We start from the raw sequence: 17,094 nt of genomic DNA on the forward strand, positions 1-17,094 counted from the left end.
AATATTCGCTTAGATCACTAAGCCACACATTAAGCACCGCGATAAAAGCATGCTCAAAGAGAACAAAAATAGAACAGCAAAGATCAACTGCCCCTAGCCATTGGACATAAAAGGGCGCTCATCATGTGCGCCATTTTAATGTTTACTTTTGTATATCATGGCATTATAAAGCTTGCTGCCAACTCCTTAGCCATAACTCAGTCGGTTCCCATGGCTCAAAATACTCTCCCGCATCGATGTCTAACCTGGACGTCACACTCGTCGCATCTAGCCCGCGTATAAGTTCATCGATTTGGCGACCAGCACCACAAAAAGTTTCTCCATAGCTACGATCTCCCAATGCAACTACCCCGACCTTCTTTCCTGTAAGCATGGGTGCTTGGCTATGCATTTGAGATATAAGCGGTTCTAAATTATCAGGAATATCACCAGATCCTGTTGTCGATGATACAAACAAAATATTATCTGATTGTTTGATTTGCTCTAATGTACCACTGTCATACACTGCCGCCTCATGACCTTGAGCGAGCAATGCTTTTTTAATCTCTGCAGCTAAATTATCTGCATTACCATACATACTACCGACAAAAATTGACACGACTGCCATTATTCATAATCCTTCTCTTGGTTAGGCCAGCCTAATTGGTCGCAAACTGCCAGCATTTGCTCACCCAACTCAGCGCTTATTGTTACTGATTTATGCGTATAAGGATGGATAAATTTTAACGAACTTGCAAACAACATTAAGCGGCGATAGCTAAAATGCTCAACAAAGAAATGATTATGTTTGTTATCGCCGTGATTTACATCGCCAATAATTGGTGTTGATAAATAATTTAAATGACGGCGAATTTGGTGCTTTCTACCTGTTTTTGGAAAACACTCTACCAATGAATAACGGATAGATGGATACTTACCAAAAGGGATTGGTAAACTCGCTTTATGTAAGCAATTAAACTGTGTTTGCGCCTCTTGCGGGGCTTTATCTTGATCTGCGAATTTATCTGCTATTTTATCAAGTTCTTCTTTTAATGGCCTATCTATAAATGTCGACTCTGGCGCAAAGCCACGCACTAATGCCAGATAACGCTTTTCAATATTGCCATCGATAAAAACCTGATTCATATCGCGAGCCGCTTCTGAGCTCAATGCAAATAACAACACACCAGATGTAGGCCTATCTAAACGGTGCACTGGAAAAACATGTTGACCGAGTTGGTCTCTTAGCATTTGTACTGCGAATTGGGTTTCTCTTTTATCGAGTAGTGAGCGATGTACTAATAGCCCTGAAGGCTTGTTTATTGCTACATAATCTTTATCTTGATAGATGATTTCTAACATCTCTTATCTCCCACTCAGTATCGCATCTAATTCGCTAAGCACGCGGTGCAAAGGCAAAAAACAAGCCAGTTTTGAATAGTGTATTTCTGCCATGGGTGCAATCGATATATTGTTTGGTAACGATGCCCCCGTCACTATCAATTGGCGTATTTTCGGGATAAAAATAAATTGTAGCCATTGTTCAAACTGTAACGTATCACAACAAAAAGGCTCGCTAGAAAGCAGTTTGCGAGGCTCTATCGGTGTATACTGCCAAAGCTCTGCCTGCGTCAGCTCTTGCGCCAACTGCGTTAGCAACGCGTCCACTTGATTCTTTTTTGCCATTTTTTGCACTCGCTAAAGGCCCAATATTACAAATAATTGGACAATTATACCCAAGCTCAATAGCAATCCCCAGCACAAGCTTACAAGCGCCGTAAATTGCAGGTATAATCTGGCACATATTCCCCAATTTAGCATGAATTATGACAGCGCAAATCTCCACTCTTGGCCAACTCCTTTCAGCCGCAGGTACTCAATGGCGAGCTTATGATATTGGTCGCAGGATCACCAAAATCGACAAAAAACAATTTGCGCAAATTGAGGGCACATTAATTCCTTACCCCTACCCACTGGCAGGGCATGCACTTATTGCGATTCAATTTTGGGACAATAATGCCACGTTAGACCCATATGTCTGGTTTTTAAAGTTACCACTTGATGAACAGAGTAAATTGGTCGCAGCAAGTCGAGACCACTTTGCAAATATGGTACTAGAAGCGCTTGGTACAGAAATTACCGGTGAACAAGCTCAGGGTAAACTTGATAACAACCCTTACGTTTTTACACCGAATGCAAATAAACTTGCCGCATTCAATGCATTACTCAAACGAGAGATAAATCGTCCTGCATCACAGTATTATGAGTATGCCGAATTATATTTTGCGGGTAAGCTACCTGAAAACGCTTGGCAAAATGTTGCGGTACAGGGTTTGGCCGACTTTGCATTTCGCCTAGCGCACAGCCATAATGCCAAAAACTTACACTCTGTTTGGTCATCACTGCCAATTCAAGTGAAACAACCTTTAAGCGCGATGCTTGAGCATGTGCCAACCGATACTCATTTAAGTGAACTATTTTACAACGACTGTATAAGCGCGCTAAGAAATAAACAGCTCGATATACTTATCTGTAATTTAAGAGCACTATCAGCAACTAAAGCACAGGGGTTATTACTGCAAGCGACTGATTTGATATTGGCGGATGAACTCGCCAACGAAGCAGATATACTGCTGACTTTAACTGGCCGTTGCTGGGAGGCTTTCAATGAGCAAAGCCGATTATTTATCTTGTTAGATAAAGCTGCACATAACACACAAGTTGATGGTTTATTTACAAGTATTTTTGCTGATCTGGTTGCAATTCCAAGCCTTCGCCCTCATGTTTTAAGTATTCTTAGAGCAGAAAATCGCAGTGAGACCTTGTCTCGTGCAATTGGTAGGTTATTTTCTTAAATGGCAACACTTTGGATTTTTATACTCACAGGTGCCGTGATCGCATTCTTTTGGTTTAGTCGCCAGTTTGCTGAATCGGCCAAACAGCATGCTGAACGTCAAGCTGAGCGATTACAAGTACAATTACTAAGCGTTGCATGTCAAAAAAGACGCCTAGGTATTTTGCGCAGCGGTAAACCTGGAATTAAAAGCCAATTTATGTTCGAATTTAGTTCTGACGGGGAAACCGTTTATCAAGGCACCTTGTATCTAGAAAACAGTCATTTACTTAAATCAGATATTCCTCCCCACCGTATTAGTTAATGGCGTTATTAACTAAATTCTATAAAGCAAAGCTTCATACGCTTTGCTTTAAGTTCATCATGGCGCACTAGAAACTCACAATCAATGTGTTAATGTCTTTAGCCATCAAACGCTAAGGAGCTGGTCATGAAAAAAATTAAACCAAAATCACTTACTCAGGGTGCAACACTCGCCATTGTGTCGCCTTCTTGGGGCGGCCCTTCAATATTCCCTCATATTTACCAAATGGGTATTAAGAACCTAACAGCAATGGGATTTAATATTGTCGAGTATCCTAGTGCTAAAGCACATAATGACCACCTTTTTGCAAATCCAAAAATGCGTGCTGATGACATCAACGCCGCGTTTGCCAATACTGACGTTGATGGCATAATTGCGACGATTGGCGGTTCAGATTCAGCTCGATTGTTACAATATTTAGATTTAGATACTATTCTAGCCAACTCTAAGTTTTTTATGGGCTTTTCAGATATTACCACCATTACAACCTACCTTAACCAACACGGCTTAGTTACTTTTAACGGCCCGTCTATTATGGCTGGCTTTGCGCAACTACATAATCACAGTGCTGACTATCAACGTTACCTAGCCAAACAGCTCTTATCTGCGGAACAGCAATACGTGTTACCAGCATTTTCTCAATATCATCACGGCTACCCTGACTGGCATAAAATGGCACTTACAGGTCAACTCAATTCACCAATTACAAATCCAGGTCCCACTTTTGTTCAAGGTACCGGCCGTGTTAGAGGGCAACTTTTTGGTGGATGTATTGAAGTACTTGAAATGCTCAAAGGGACTAAATATTGGCCAAAACCTCACTTTTGGCACAATAAAGTGCTATTTTTAGAAACTTCAGAAGACAAACCAAGTATCGACTATGTGCGCTACTGGTTAAGAAACTATGGGGTTATGGGGGTTTTTGAGCAACTATCAGGCCTCATGATTGGTAGACCCAGAGACTATAATACAGACGAACAATTAGCGTTAATAAACACAGTTCAAGCGGTGGTTAAAGATGAATTCAACGTTTGTGATTTACCCATTATATGTAATTTAGACTTCGGCCACACCGACCCACAACTCATACTACCACTTGGGGTCACCATTGAGTTAGATTGTGAGGGTCAATACCTTAGTCTCGTTGAATCAGCATTTCAATAGTCGTAAACCAAGTCATTGTGTCGGGTATTAAAAAGAAGTAATTCAAATCATGCAGAGCTCATTCAGCTCGCATATTTATTTAATACCCTCACTAGATCACTTTGTTGATATGGCTTATGAATGAAATCTTCAATGCCTAACCTCGCGGCTTGTTGCTTCTCTTCTTTACCAACACTGGCACTGAGTATCACTATTGAAATATGTTTTAACGCTTCATCATTTTTGATGTGGGCTGATGCAGTAAAGCCATCCATAACAGGCATTTGTAAATCCATCAAAATTAAGTCGGGTTGTTGTGCTTTTAAATACTCTAAAGCCTGTTGACCGTCATTTGCGAAATCACAGTCTAACCCTAAATTCCTTAGGTGCTTTTGTACCACAATCTGATTGATTTTATTATCTTCTACAACTAAAACACGCATTCCTTGAAAATGATGGCCCTGTTGCCCGGCATCGCTTTCAACGCTATTTTCTTGCAGTGCAACCTGCTCCGCAGTCACCCCTTTGAGTTTTAAAACCACGGTAAATTCACTGCCAACATTCTCTTGACTCGTAACAGAGATCCCTCCTCCCATTAAAATACATAACTGCTTTACAATAGAAAGGCCAAGCCCGGTACCGCCATAGTTCCGTGTTGTTGAGCTTTGTGCTTGTGCAAATGCGTTAAACAATCGTTGTTGATCTTCTTCTTTAATGCCAATTCCCGTATCACGCACTTTGATAGTGAGCTCTGTAGCATTATCATTTATTTCAACACATTTACAATCAAGGTGAATACTGCCTTTGGGTGTAAACTTAAGCGCGTTGTTCAGTAAATTAATCAATATTTGTTTAAAGCGAAGTTCATCCCCTTCGACCCAGCTTTTATAATTTGCGTCATGCTGATATTGAATCGTAATCGACTTCTCAGAAGCCAAATGAGACAGCATTCCTATAACTGACGCGGTGACATCTGATGGCTTAAACACCTTTAAATCTAAATCTAATTGACCCGCCTGCATTTTCGAAAAATCTAATACGTCATTGACTGTGCTTAACAAAATATTCGAAGCATCGTTTATCTTCGCTAAATAATCTAACGTGGGCAGATCTGACGTTTCTTTTGTCGCCAATTCCGTAAACCCGATAATGGCATTTAATGGAGTACGATACTCATGACTTACATTTGCTAAAAACAAGTTCTTCGCCTCATTCGCCAGCTCCAACTCATTATTCTTTTCAATAAGTTCATGCGTGCTTGCTTTCACCTTTTTTTCTAAACTTGTATTAAAAGACACGATAAAAAATACAAACATCACACAAATGACGCCCAAGATACAGCCTATCAATACGATAATAAAATCAACCCAATTAATCAGATGAGAAGCAAAACTATCAGAGCTGGAAAACTGTATGGTGCCTTGCTTATCAAACAACGTAAATTGGACTTCATGAGAGATAAAATGCCCGCTTTCATAATTAGGGTGAGAAAATACATTGCCCTCACCAAAACTAATTTGATAAGTAAATACACTTTTACGCTCTGTGGTGTACATGGGATCTAATAACAACTCTAACTCTAGTACCACTTCCACAAACCCAATTAAAGACGCTAAGCTAGGTACCTCGCTCTTTTTAAAAATCGGGTAATACACCACCACGCCGTCGGTTTTATCTTGTTGCTGAACTAAAGTGAAAATATCAGTGACTGCAAAGCTCTGATGCGCAATTGCATGTTTAATACTCTTACTTGCAACCGGGTGAGTAGACACATCAAGACCAATAACAGACTTATTTTCTTGCAATGGGTACGTGTAATAGATGGGTAAGTAATAAGGTTGTTCAGGTGCACTTTGAATCCCTGTCGCGGTCAATTGCTGAATATAGGCACCTTCTGAATACAACCTTTGCATGCTAGCTTCAAATTGCGCTCTCGCCTCGTTTTTCACCAAGGGGATCCAACCAATTGCTCTCACTTTAATGGATGTGTTTTGTATTATAGATGTAAAAGCACTAAATTCTTCTTTCGTCACTTGTTCACTTGCTTGAAAGTATGCTTCAAGTGCCTTTAAGTACAATTTTATAGTCGCTTGGGTGCTGTTTATCTGTTCTACAAAAGATACGGTACCGCTCATGAATTGCTGTTTTTTATCTCGATTAAAGTTATTACTTGATACAAAATATACAAAACAAATTATAGAAAAGCTCAATAAGCTGGTCATGATAGCGGCAGATGCTTTTCGTGCTTTTTTAACAAAAACATTGGGATATAAAAATAGAAAAATAGGCGTTAAGAGCACCACGCTCAAAAAATCTCCCACCCACTTTGTCACGCTGATATATAACAACGTTTCTTGCGGTAATGGCAAATAAAGCGACAGCACACAATAAATCGCAACACTCGATAACAATGTTGCGACAGGCCCTGTAATGAACAAAAACTTAATTATTTCAAATGGAATAGAGATCCGAATAGGCACTTGAGAAAACTGTAAAACAAGCTGTCGACTAATAAATAACTGAATTGTACTTATCAAAGCGAGAAGATAGACCACTTCTGGCGGTAAGCCACTGATTAAAGTATCACTGTGCAAGCAAACGATAAAAGAGAGTAATACACCCACTAAAACCGGCCAGCCTTTTAATAGATATAACCCGAGCGCAACACCTGTTGCAGGCCAGATGACACTTGCGTATCCAAATGGAATGAGAAACTGACTACCAAATTGAACGAGTAAAAAATGTGAGATACACGCAATAAAAACAACCGCTAGCCTATTCAAGTTACCCACCCTATGACATTTACCCTGTTCAGATTACACTATAAATATGTGTAGAAAAAATGTAGTTGGACCAAAATAGCTTTAGCTATATTCGACTAGAGTATAGTGTAAAAAGCGCTAAGCCTCATATTAAAAGCATCTAAGCTATATTACCTCATCAATACGCTACATATCTTTATCTGACTGTAATCCTGATGCACTGTAAAAATTAGCCTGCTTTATACTCTTAATATCGTTAAAACGTACACCATGGTGTTTCATGACTGGTAGTATTCGACCGCTGATCATTTGTCGAATATAAAATGGCTGATTTGGTAAGAAATGGTGAATTGTATGCGTATTTCCAAAGTTAAAACAGAATAACTGGAACGGGAAAAACACCCAATGATTGAGCACCTGAGTTTGTTGCATAAGGTTACCCACACCACCATAATAATGCATTGAAGACGTAACCAGGTTTAAGCTAGAGGAACGAATTATATTCGGTGCAATTAACACAACCATTAAAAAGTCTACCCACTTCATAACATCAATTAACCAAGTTGGATGTGTCGCTGTGTCGTAAAGAAACCCATCTATGCTGTGAAAAATGATAAACCCGTATAAAATACCAAAATATACCGTTGCGATTGGAAATCCTGCATTAAATATACTTAAAAATCTGAACCCTGTGATTTCCCGTTTAAACGCTCTATGAGAAATAATCAATCCCAGTAAACCATCAACAATTGAGACAACTCTCAAAGCTGGGTTTTTTATACCATTACCAACCAAACGCTCTTCGAGATCTTGGTTAGTTCCTGATACTTTGTGATGATGCAAATGTATTTTTCGTCGATACCATGGGTTAATCGTATTTGGCCGCATCAACCATACAATTAACATCATTAAATTATGTACAACAGGATTGCGCTTAAAGTAAAGCTTATGGATCAAATCATGTTCAATTTCATGAGAAATAGACGTAATGAAGGCGATCAAAACAATACAAAGCCAAGCTGGAATATAAGATACTGCATAGAGCCCGGCAACGAGCAACATGGCCAACACTGCACACATAAGCAATGATACGCCCAGCATGTTTTGATAAGCCAATATAGGAAACTGACTTCTTAGCGACTGTTCTTCTGCTTTAATGCTTTGCACAATCGCTTGGATATGTAAATTCGATGACATACTTATATTTGTATCTAACAGCCCTTAATACTCCAATAATACGTAAACACCATGCTAAATCAATTATTTGGTTTTCTATTTTACTGACTCTGCTCTTGCTGCTAACAGGGGATGGCCAAGCTGAGTTCAAAAGTTAATTACTCCCCCAGTCTCTCTGAAGATGAACTCAGCCTGCCTAATTCAATACTTACTAATTCTTTATTAAGGTATTACGTTGTTTTTTATAACTAAGCTCGTTGAGATCAGAGGTCTATCCACCATAAAAACAGCGACCGACGTCACCAATATCCCAAACACCTCAACATAACCTATGTGTACTTTGTAATACGAGTGTTGATAACAGCGTCGCGCTCACCGGTATCAACTAAATTAAACCACTTAAAAGACAATATTAAAAAACCCAAACAATAATCAATCAGACAATGCGAACTCCACAGCCGTATTAGCATGAATTTCAGCCGTATCAAAAAGAGGAATATTAGTATCTTCTTGCTGGATCAATAACCCTATTTCTGTACACCCTAACACCACACCTTGCGCGCCTCTCGCCTCGAGGTGAGCAATAACCGATAAGTACAATTGTTTTGAATGAGGCCGAATGTCTCCTACACATAACTGTTGATATATAATGTCGTGAATGATTATTTGATCTTGCTCACTGGGCACCAATACTTCAATGCCATGCTGCTCTAGTCGCTCTATATAGAAAGTATCTGCCATAGTAAAACGCGTACCTAACAAAGCCACTTTATTCAGCTTTTGCTTGCAAATCACTTTCGCCGTAGCGTCGGCAATATGTAATAGGGGTAAGGCTACAACACTGGCTACTTCATCCGCCACTTTATGCATTGTGTTAGTGCAAATCATAATACACTGCGCGCCAGCGGCCTCTAAACTCAGAGCTGAACTTTTTAATACCTCCGCACTTTTTTGCCAATCTCCTGATTGTTGAAATGCTTCAATTTGCGCAAAATCAACGCTATTTAAAATAATTTTTCCACTATGTAGCCCACCTAACTTTGACTTTATTCCTTGATTGATCAATCGATAATAACTCACTGTTGACTCCCAACTCATCCCCCCTATTAGTCCCAGTGTTTTCATCTGCCTACTCTCGCTCTTCACCTGCTTCATCAATTGCCACAATGTCAGTTTCCATTAATGCTTCCTCCACCCAGCGCTGTAATACAGGGCAATTTAAAACCTGCTCCATGTAATTTGTCGCAGCACTATTCACCGTTATCCCATAAGTCTTAAAACGTAATACCACTGGGGCAAACATTGCATCTGCGATAGACCACTGCCCAAATAACCACCCCCCCTGTGCAGCATACTCATTGTACTGCTCACTCCAGATCTGTTCGATACGTGCAATGTCTTGCTTCGCTTGCTCACTCAATACTACACTGCGTTTTGCTCTTATATTCATTGGCATTTCATTGCGAACACCATTGAAGCCTGAGTGCATTTCACATGCAATAGCTCGAGCTTTTGCTCGCTGCGCCGTATTTGTTGGCCAATATTTCCCTAATGAATAAGCATCATTGATATATTCACAAATAGCCAAGGAATCCCAAACCACCATACTGTCATCGACCAAGGTGGGAACTTTCAAGGTGGGGGTCACACTTTCCAGTCGCTGATAAAACTCTGGCGTATCTAAAACCAGTTGTACTTCATTAAAGCCAATACCCGACTTTGCCAACATCAACCATGCTCTTAGTGACCAAGACGAGTAATTTTTATTCCCTATAAATAACTGCATATACAATACCTGTTGGATTAATTAGCAAATACGTTAGCGATTATTTACCCTACTGACTAACGGATAATTTTGATATAACCTATCAAGATATCGAATAGGTTAAGGTTTATAAATGGATATTGATGCTTTAAGAAGCTTTCTGGCGTTTGTTGAAACTGGCAGCTTCACTCGTGCCGCAAAACAAGTTCATAGAACTCAGTCAGCAATTAGCATGCAAATGAAAAAGCTAGAACAAGATCTAAATAAAAAGCTTTTCCAAAAACAAGGCCGACTACTCAACTTATCTCATGATGGGCAAGTATTCGCACGTTACGCTAAACAACTTGTGCAATTACATGATGAAACAGTAAAACAAATGAATGCAGCTCAACCAAGTACCTTATTACGCTTAGGCTGTCCTGATGACTATGCTGAATCAGTACTCCCTAAACTAATAAAATTACTACACAAATGCTGGCCAAATTTAGACCTACAAATCACATGTACTCCAAGCAATCGCGTAAAGATCATGATTGATAGCGGACATCTAGATTTAGGCATCATTACGCGCTCTTCTGACACCGAAGAAGGATACACGCTTGAATCATCGCAAGGGGTATGGACATACAACCCTCTCTTTAATGCGCACCGCATTGAGCCTCTGCCTATTGCGATATTTCAGCGGGATTGTCGCTTTCACCAAGCAGCTACAGACGGGTTACATAAACAAAATCGTGCATTTAAAATCATTGCTTGCAGCGGTAGTGCAAGCGCACAACGCGGTATCGTCAGAAGTGGAGTGGCAATTGGTGCTATGGCAAAGCTGAGCATTGGCGACTTAACCCCGCTCGACTGCCAATCACTCCCAGCGTTGCCGATTGTCGACATTGTATTAATTCGTGCTAATAGCAGTCAAAACCCTGTGACAGACATCACCTGCTTAGAACTCTGTCGGTCCTATATCAGCATCAATAATGCATCCGAAAAAAAGCTATCTTTCATTGGTACCTATTAAGCGTTATTTCAGGTAATCAATTTACAATGGCACTATAGCTTTAGGTCAAGAAGCTATTTTACATCACTACTACTCGTCAAGTTTAAAGGATAGGACTATGAAGCCGAATATGAATGTTACCCCTTTGCCCATTTTGCATCCTGAAGAAACAAGCACAATAAAACGGATCATGGCCGTTATCACACGCGGGATATTCAAAAATGACACACAATTAAACGAACTACGTAGAGAAAACCACCAGTTAAGGCGACGACTTAGAAAATATAAATCGCTCTGTCGTCGATTTTCTAACAAGCTTCAACGACTAAAAATATCATCGAGTATCAAAATAACAGCCCTTTCATCGGCCAACAAACGGGTTGCTCGCCATGTAAGTCGGTTGCAAACGCTGTCTATTCGTTTAATTAGACAAAGAGCTCTATCTAAATCTCATATTGAACAACAACAATTGACACTGCAAAATGCCGAGCGTAATTTGATTGCGCAAACAAACACCTTACATAGTTACACCCTTTCTTATAAACAACTACAATATCAATATGATTTGCATACGCGTAAATTAGAAAACAATCACCAGCACACCCAAAAGTTATCTGAACACAATCAGCAATTGCTCAAACGAGTAAAACGACTTCAATATTTCAATATAATGTTAATTTTTTGCATCATATGCTTGAGCAATACAGCACTTTTGTAGCACACCCTTAATCGACATATGGCGCGCTACTAATTGAGATATAAACTATTTTTTGTTTCCCTAGCAAAATCAGATAAATGAATACACACTCAATTTGTTATTAACTTGTTATAATTTCGTTATGAATTCATATTAAAAATATCTCAATCTTAGTCAGACCAAGGAGGTCGCGTAAACATAGCGCATACCTCTCCCCTATTTGATTAAGGAAAACACCATGCCAACACTTGCTCGACCTGCAATATTACACCCAGAAAACATTGTCACAAATAGTGATATGTTATCGTTTTTAGATGAATTGCATCAAGACGCACCGCATAAGCATCAAGCGTTCAAAATGATTGAAAACTCCGCAATTCAAAAACGACATATGATACTGCCGCTAGAGCAAATTTTGTCTCTACAAGATTTTGGTGAACGTGGCGCTATTTACCAAAAAGTTGCCCGTACTATGGCGTATGATGCGGCCTCTAAAGCTCTGCAACAAGCGCTACTTAAGCCCAAGGACGTGACCATGGTTATCGTTACCTCCTGTACTGGGTTTATGATGCCTTCGCTCACAGCTTGTTTAATCAATGATTTAGGTTTGCCAGCCAATACCATACAACTCCCAATAGCACAGCTAGGCTGTGTAGCGGGCGCATCTGCTGTTAATCGCGCGGCAGAGCACTGCAAAGCCTCTAAACGCAATAACGTGCTTATTGTGTCATTAGAAACATCATCATTGTGTTTTCATCGCAGTGCCAATCGGTTACAAGACTTTATCACCGACTCGCTTTTTGGCGATGGTGTGGCAAGCGTGGTTATGCGTGCTGACAATGACTGCAATGGCTTTCATATTACCCATACGCAGAGCCACTTTATGCCTGACACCGAAGCGTATATTCAATACACGTTAACTGACTCTGGTTTCAAATTCTCCCTCGATAAAGACGTCATGTACTCAATCTCAAAGGCAGCGCCACATATTGAAACTTTTATAACAGAGCATGCAAATAAACGAGCGAGCGAGCTAGACTTTTACATTTTCCATACTGGAGGCCGTCGAATTCAAGACGAAGTGACACGTTGCTTAACTCTGTCTGATGACGCACTCGATTATTCCAGAGCTTGCTTACGCGATACCGGGAATACATCCAGCGTGGCTGTTATCGATGTACTCGCTCGACAATTCTCACAACGGACTAGTATGGAGCAAGGAGTGTTAGCCGCATTTGGCCCCGGATTTACAACAGAAATGGCATTAGGCTATTGGCAATAAAGTTTTACGATCGAATCAATCGACTTAAAACCGTACTCTTGTGCGGTTTTTTCTTTTAAAAACAACAATTAAAACAAGTGTGAATAACTCGCACTAATATTGTGATAAAAACGTGATGTTTTAGTGAAACCAACGAGACATTTAACCTGCATCCTTAATCCTGTCATAACAACCAAGAAAGAGAATATCATGAAGGCTAAATTACTATCACTTGTTTGCACTAGCAGTTTATTAGCAATGTCAGCAGCCCAAGCTGCTGCTGTAGATGTGAAAATCACAAACCTGACGCAAGGCATTTACTTCACCCCCATATTAATTGGTGCCCACACCAGTGATGCACATTTATTCCAAACAGGTCAAGCCGCTTCCGAAGGCCTACAAGCCATGGCTGAAGGTGGCAGTATTGAAGCGTTATCAACAACACTTGACAGTATTAATGCCGACAAACTCGCAAACCCAGCTGGAGGGTTGCTCGCACCGGCTAGCTCAGCAATGGGTAGCTTAACAACAGCAGAAAATAATACCTCGCTGTCGATTGTCGCGATGATGCTGCCAACCAATGATGGCTTCATCGGGTTAGATGGATGGAAAATTCCGACAGAAGCAGGCACGTACCATATCTATTTGAATGCTTATGACGCTGGCACAGAAGCAAACAATGAATTAGTTGTTGAAGGCTCTGGCGCACCTGGCACACCTGGGATCCCAGCTTCTCCTGGTGTCGCACCTGGTACACAAGGCGCTGGTGTGACTGATGTAGAAGGCAACTCTATGATTCACATTCACCGAGGTAATGTAGGTGATGATGAAGCTGTTGGTGGTAAAAGTGATTTACATAACACCGTACATCGTTGGTTAAACCCTGTTGCTAAAGTGACAGTAACAGTTAAGTAAGGGGCATATTATGAATAAGTTCACCCCAATAATTTCACTTGCTTGTTTGCTATTAGCAGCCTGTGGTAGTGATAATAACACGACATCGGTTGCACCTCCGGCACCGGCACCAGAGCCTGCACCAGAGCCAACTCAATATGAGTTTAAAGTAACTGCTATAAATTTAACTCATGGTCAGCCTTTATCGCCTCTTGGTGCGGCACTGCATACCAGTGGCCAATTTTGGACGATTGGCGAAATGGCCAGTGCAGAACTTGAATCTCTAGCTGAGGGAGGTGATAACTCTGGGCTACTAGGACTATCTGTCGTCAATAGCTCAGTCTCTGGCGCTGCACCTTTAGGGCCAGGTAAAACGACTGAGTTAATGCTGACAACGACCAGCTTAACTGACCAAAAACTCTCATTAGTTACGATGATGGTGAATACAAATGATGGCTTTACCGGTCTTAATAGCATTGATGTGTCACAAATGGCTGTTGGCGACTACGCTAAAATGACCACTCGAGCTTATGACTCTGGGACAGAAGCTAATTCTGAACAAAGTGGCTCAATGCCTGGTCCTGCCGATGGTGGTGAAGGTTTTAACGCAGAACGTGATGACATTGATAAAGTGGCTATGCATCCCGGTGTTGTTGGCAATGATGACGGACTAAGCTCTTCCGTACTGACTTCTGCCCATAAATTCGACAACCCACTCATGGCCGTCACTATAACAAGAGTTAAATAACGCCTATGCGCAGAGTGTGGGCGGTAATAAGGCCACATTATGCAACAACAGGTATTGATTGTAGAAGACGACCAAGACATTGCGCGTCTTCTACAAGTTCATTTAACTGAATTATCGTTGGACGTCGACCATGTGTTTGATGGGGAAAGCGCCATGGATAAGCTGCAACAAGAAAACTACGCTATTGTATTGTTAGATATCATGCTCCCAGGAGTTGATGGATTAACATTGTGTCGGGAGATCAAAACATCGAGTCCACACATTAGCGTTGTTTTATTAACGTCAAAAAGCAGTGAAATGGATAGAATTATTGGGCTAGAAATGGGTGCTGATGATTATATTTGTAAACCATTTAGTTACCGAGAATTCCAAGCCCGAGTAAAAGCGCAGCTGCGCCATGTTCGGCTATTACAGGCAAAAGAGCAGCAAAGCACCCAACCGGAGCAAGCACGTTTGCAACTCGGTCTACTGGGTATCGATACAATTTGTCATGAAGCAAGTTTAAGTGAACAGGCACTTGATCTAACTGCAACCGAATTTGAGTTATTACACTTTTTCGCTGCTCACCCAAATCAAGTTTTTTCTCGAACACAATTGCTTGAATCGGTCTGGGGCTATCAACACTCTGGTTATGAGCATACGGTTAATTCTCATATTAACCGATTACGCAGTAAGCTCGAAAAATACGGCGGTGAAGGAGTCATTGAAACCGTCTGGGGCGTAGGCTACAAGCTTAACGCGAAGCAACTAACACAGGCATAAGTCATGAAACTGTCTTTATACCACAAGCTCGCCATGTCATTGGCTGGTATTTTCATTTTAATCGCTTCGTTGTTTATTTGGTGGACCCAAGCATTATCACAAGTATCTCGCGCTCAAGCTGAGCAACAGTTACATATGGGTTTAGCGGAGCATCTCGTTGGAGATAACCCTTTACTTCAACAAGGGGTATATGACTACAAAGCCCTTGAGAATTTATTTCATACTTTAATGATCCTCGGGCCGTCATTTGAGTTTTATTTTGTTGACCCAAGTGGCAAACTCTTAACTTATTCAGCAAAACCTGGGGAAGTTAAACGTCAACACATTGACCTTGTACCCTTAGTACAATTGATAGAACGTCCAGAACAATTACCCGTGTATGGCGATGATCCTCGCAATTTATCCGGAGAAAAAATATTTTCTGTTGCTCCTGTCTACAACGGTGAGACTCTACAAGGCTATTTATATGTCATAATTGGCTCCAAACTTTATGACTCGATTGTCAGTAACATAAAAAGTAATGACCAACTCGTTATTGGTTTAAGTTGGTTGGGTTTAGCCCTCGGGTTTTTATTAACCGCCCTGCTGTTACTCTTCAAATATTTAACGCGGCCTGTTGCAGCACTGACAGAACATATACAACAACTCGAGCATGCACAATTTGATATCACTAAAATTACGTTATTAGATTGGAATAAAGCACATAGTAACGAAGTACATCAACTTGGTGAAAGCGTCAATAACATGGTAAAAACCATTGATACACAAGTAAAGCAACTTGCTGAACTTGACGACCAACGTCGCCAATTGCTAGCGCATTTGTCACATGATTTACGTACTCCTCTTGCGTCACTGCAAGGATACTTAGAAATTATTTCGCTCAAGAAACATGAACCAGAGCAGCAAAAATTACATCTTGATATCGCGCTCAAAAATTGCGAACAACTGAAATCTCTCATTGACCAAATTTTTGAACTGGCCCATTTAGAATCAGGCCACGCGAATGTGCAGTTTGAAGTATTCAACTTGGGCGAACTGTTATATGACGTAATGGCCAAGTTTGCAATTCGAGCTGAGAAAATGGGGATCTCTTTAACCATATCACCAACTGTTTGTGATATAAAAGCCTACTCGGATATTGGGAAATTGGAACGGGTGCTCACGAACCTCATTGAAAATGCATTGCGTCACACGCAAGAGCATGGCGCGATAGAAATAGCGATAAATCAGCATGGAGAAAACCTCACCTTGTCAGTAAAAGATACGGGAGTCGGTATTTCCGCAAAAGAGTTACCCTATATTTTTGAGGCGCGCTACCGAGCAAGTAATGCCAAAGGGTGTAAGAAATCACACGCAGGACTCGGGTTGGCTATCACAGAACGTCTAATTCAATTACTAAAAACCGAGATCCGAGTACAAAGTAAGGTGGGCGTAGGAACTGAATTTAGTTTTCAACTACGAGAAGCTGAGTCATATAGTTGAGCAAGCAAAACGAATGCTTGCTCATTCACCTATTTAACCTCAGCTTTGGATAAGCGAATTTGCCCAATAAAGCTATTTTTCTCACTCTCGGTGTTGCTTTCATTTGTAATAGCCCGCTATTACCACATAAAAGCGCCTTGATATTGAACAAAATATCATCATTGGATTGTACGTAGTTTTTTTACAAAACATTTTCTATTCCAAAACCCTTATCCAAACCTGAGGTTATTTACCAAATACATAAATGCGAAATAGTAATCACAGCCCAGTTTA

General features: G+C 40.6%; 17 protein-coding genes. 10 read left to right on the forward strand and 7 right to left on the reverse strand.

The features are described 5' to 3' along the window. Window positions 1–163: 163 nt before the first annotated feature. Genes J8L97_RS14825 through J8L97_RS14835 form a run of 3 tightly spaced genes read right to left on the reverse strand, consistent with a single transcriptional unit; the run spans window position 164 to window position 1,665 of the window. Window positions 164–607: a flavodoxin domain-containing protein gene (locus J8L97_RS14825; RefSeq protein WP_192508113.1), complete on the reverse strand. Its 444-nt coding sequence runs from the start codon at window positions 605–607 to the stop codon at window positions 164–166. After that, the gene (truC, locus tag J8L97_RS14830) at window positions 607–1,341 is read right to left on the reverse strand and encodes a tRNA pseudouridine(65) synthase TruC (RefSeq protein ID WP_211050747.1); all 735 of its coding nucleotides are present in this window, start codon (window positions 1,339–1,341) and stop codon (window positions 607–609) included. Before truC ends, J8L97_RS14825 begins: the two co-directional genes overlap by 1 nt. A 3-nt stretch (window positions 1,342–1,344) precedes the next feature. Beyond that, complete coding sequence (locus tag J8L97_RS14835) at window positions 1,345–1,665, reverse strand: YqcC family protein (protein WP_211050748.1); 321 nt, start codon at window positions 1,663–1,665, stop codon at window positions 1,345–1,347. 140 nt (window positions 1,666–1,805) lie between these two features. Between J8L97_RS14835 and J8L97_RS14840 the strand changes: the two genes are divergently transcribed. The 3 genes from J8L97_RS14840 to J8L97_RS14850 all read left to right on the forward strand — a co-directional run bounded on the left by J8L97_RS14840 (window position 1,806) and on the right by J8L97_RS14850 (window position 4,301). Continuing rightward, window positions 1,806–2,834 (forward strand): DUF3549 family protein, encoded by a 1,029-nt coding sequence (locus J8L97_RS14840; RefSeq protein ID WP_211050750.1) that lies wholly within the window; start codon window positions 1,806–1,808, stop codon window positions 2,832–2,834. Then, window positions 2,835–3,137 carry a DUF3301 domain-containing protein gene (locus J8L97_RS14845; RefSeq protein ID WP_211050753.1) on the forward strand — a complete coding sequence of 101 codons (303 nt, stop codon included), beginning with the start codon at window positions 2,835–2,837 and terminating at the stop codon, window positions 3,135–3,137. Window positions 3,138–3,263: 126 nt separating this feature from the next. Continuing rightward, window positions 3,264–4,301: a S66 peptidase family protein gene (locus J8L97_RS14850; protein ID WP_211050755.1), complete on the forward strand. Its 1,038-nt coding sequence runs from the start codon at window positions 3,264–3,266 to the stop codon at window positions 4,299–4,301. A 62-nt stretch (window positions 4,302–4,363) separates the two neighbouring features. On the opposite strand, the gene J8L97_RS14855 is transcribed toward J8L97_RS14850, so the two are convergent. From J8L97_RS14855 to J8L97_RS14870, 4 genes are all read right to left on the reverse strand, one after another. Then, entirely contained in the window at window positions 4,364–7,063 is a 2,700-nt protein-coding gene (locus tag J8L97_RS14855) for a CHASE domain-containing protein (RefSeq protein ID WP_211050757.1), read from the reverse strand. Window positions 7,064–7,228: 165 nt separating this feature from the next. Next, complete coding sequence (locus J8L97_RS14860) at window positions 7,229–8,239, reverse strand: fatty acid desaturase (protein WP_192508120.1); 1,011 nt, start codon at window positions 8,237–8,239, stop codon at window positions 7,229–7,231. A gap of 411 nt (window positions 8,240–8,650) precedes the next feature. Next, window positions 8,651–9,343: an aspartate/glutamate racemase family protein gene (locus J8L97_RS14865; protein ID WP_211050760.1), complete on the reverse strand. Its 693-nt coding sequence runs from the start codon at window positions 9,341–9,343 to the stop codon at window positions 8,651–8,653. Window positions 9,344–9,347: 4 nt separating this feature from the next. Further along, window positions 9,348–10,004 carry a glutathione S-transferase family protein gene (locus J8L97_RS14870; protein ID WP_211050761.1) on the reverse strand — a complete coding sequence of 219 codons (657 nt, stop codon included), beginning with the start codon at window positions 10,002–10,004 and terminating at the stop codon, window positions 9,348–9,350. A gap of 112 nt (window positions 10,005–10,116) precedes the next feature. Here J8L97_RS14870 and J8L97_RS14875 point away from each other — a divergent pair, with 112 nt between their 5' ends. The 7 genes from J8L97_RS14875 (at window position 10,117) to J8L97_RS14905 (ending at window position 16,821) form a co-directional block, all read left to right on the forward strand. Continuing rightward, window positions 10,117–10,998, forward strand: coding sequence for a LysR family transcriptional regulator (locus J8L97_RS14875; RefSeq protein ID WP_211050763.1), 882 nt, complete (start codon window positions 10,117–10,119; stop codon window positions 10,996–10,998). A gap of 97 nt (window positions 10,999–11,095) precedes the next feature. Continuing rightward, entirely contained in the window at window positions 11,096–11,695 is a 600-nt protein-coding gene (locus J8L97_RS14880; protein WP_211050765.1) for a hypothetical protein, read from the forward strand. Window positions 11,696–11,912: 217 nt separating this feature from the next. Then, entirely contained in the window at window positions 11,913–12,956 is a 1,044-nt protein-coding gene (locus J8L97_RS14885; protein WP_192508125.1) for a type III polyketide synthase, read from the forward strand. A gap of 189 nt (window positions 12,957–13,145) precedes the next feature. Continuing rightward, window positions 13,146–13,850, forward strand: a complete 705-nt coding sequence (locus J8L97_RS14890; RefSeq protein WP_211050767.1) for a spondin domain-containing protein — start codon at window positions 13,146–13,148, stop codon at window positions 13,848–13,850. Window positions 13,851–13,860: 10 nt separating this feature from the next. Further along, window positions 13,861–14,577 (forward strand): spondin domain-containing protein, encoded by a 717-nt coding sequence (locus J8L97_RS14895; protein ID WP_211050770.1) that lies wholly within the window; start codon window positions 13,861–13,863, stop codon window positions 14,575–14,577. Between the two features lie 39 nt (window positions 14,578–14,616). Continuing rightward, window positions 14,617–15,339: a response regulator transcription factor gene (locus tag J8L97_RS14900; protein WP_210997330.1), complete on the forward strand. Its 723-nt coding sequence runs from the start codon at window positions 14,617–14,619 to the stop codon at window positions 15,337–15,339. A gap of 3 nt (window positions 15,340–15,342) precedes the next feature. Next, on the forward strand, window positions 15,343–16,821 hold the full coding sequence (locus J8L97_RS14905; protein WP_211050772.1) for a cell wall metabolism sensor histidine kinase WalK: 1,479 nt from the start codon (window positions 15,343–15,345) through the stop codon (window positions 16,819–16,821). The last annotated feature ends 273 nt before the right edge of the window (window positions 16,822–17,094 follow it).

This window comes from Pseudoalteromonas sp. MMG012, assembly GCF_018100875.1.
GTDB lineage: Bacteria > Pseudomonadota > Gammaproteobacteria > Enterobacterales > Alteromonadaceae > Pseudoalteromonas > Pseudoalteromonas aurantia.

Coding starts and splice junctions, on each gene's coding strand:
- J8L97_RS14825 (WP_192508113.1), bottom strand. CDS start 607: ATGGCAGTCGTGTCAATTTTTGTCGGTAGTATGTATGGTAATGCAGAT.
- truC (WP_211050747.1), bottom strand. CDS start 1,341: ATGTTAGAAATCATCTATCAAGATAAAGATTATGTAGCAATAAACAAG.
- J8L97_RS14835 (WP_211050748.1), bottom strand. CDS start 1,665: ATGGCAAAAAAGAATCAAGTGGACGCGTTGCTAACGCAGTTGGCGCAA.
- J8L97_RS14840 (WP_211050750.1), top strand. CDS start 1,806: ATGACAGCGCAAATCTCCACTCTTGGCCAACTCCTTTCAGCCGCAGGT.
- J8L97_RS14845 (WP_211050753.1), top strand. CDS start 2,835: ATGGCAACACTTTGGATTTTTATACTCACAGGTGCCGTGATCGCATTC.
- J8L97_RS14850 (WP_211050755.1), top strand. CDS start 3,264: ATGAAAAAAATTAAACCAAAATCACTTACTCAGGGTGCAACACTCGCC.
- J8L97_RS14860 (WP_192508120.1), bottom strand. CDS start 8,239: ATGTCATCGAATTTACATATCCAAGCGATTGTGCAAAGCATTAAAGCA.
- J8L97_RS14865 (WP_211050760.1), bottom strand. CDS start 9,343: ATGAAAACACTGGGACTAATAGGGGGGATGAGTTGGGAGTCAACAGTG.
- J8L97_RS14870 (WP_211050761.1), bottom strand. CDS start 10,004: ATGCAGTTATTTATAGGGAATAAAAATTACTCGTCTTGGTCACTAAGA.
- J8L97_RS14875 (WP_211050763.1), top strand. CDS start 10,117: ATGGATATTGATGCTTTAAGAAGCTTTCTGGCGTTTGTTGAAACTGGC.
- J8L97_RS14880 (WP_211050765.1), top strand. CDS start 11,096: ATGAAGCCGAATATGAATGTTACCCCTTTGCCCATTTTGCATCCTGAA.
- J8L97_RS14885 (WP_192508125.1), top strand. CDS start 11,913: ATGCCAACACTTGCTCGACCTGCAATATTACACCCAGAAAACATTGTC.
- J8L97_RS14890 (WP_211050767.1), top strand. CDS start 13,146: ATGAAGGCTAAATTACTATCACTTGTTTGCACTAGCAGTTTATTAGCA.
- J8L97_RS14895 (WP_211050770.1), top strand. CDS start 13,861: ATGAATAAGTTCACCCCAATAATTTCACTTGCTTGTTTGCTATTAGCA.
- J8L97_RS14900 (WP_210997330.1), top strand. CDS start 14,617: ATGCAACAACAGGTATTGATTGTAGAAGACGACCAAGACATTGCGCGT.
- J8L97_RS14905 (WP_211050772.1), top strand. CDS start 15,343: ATGAAACTGTCTTTATACCACAAGCTCGCCATGTCATTGGCTGGTATT.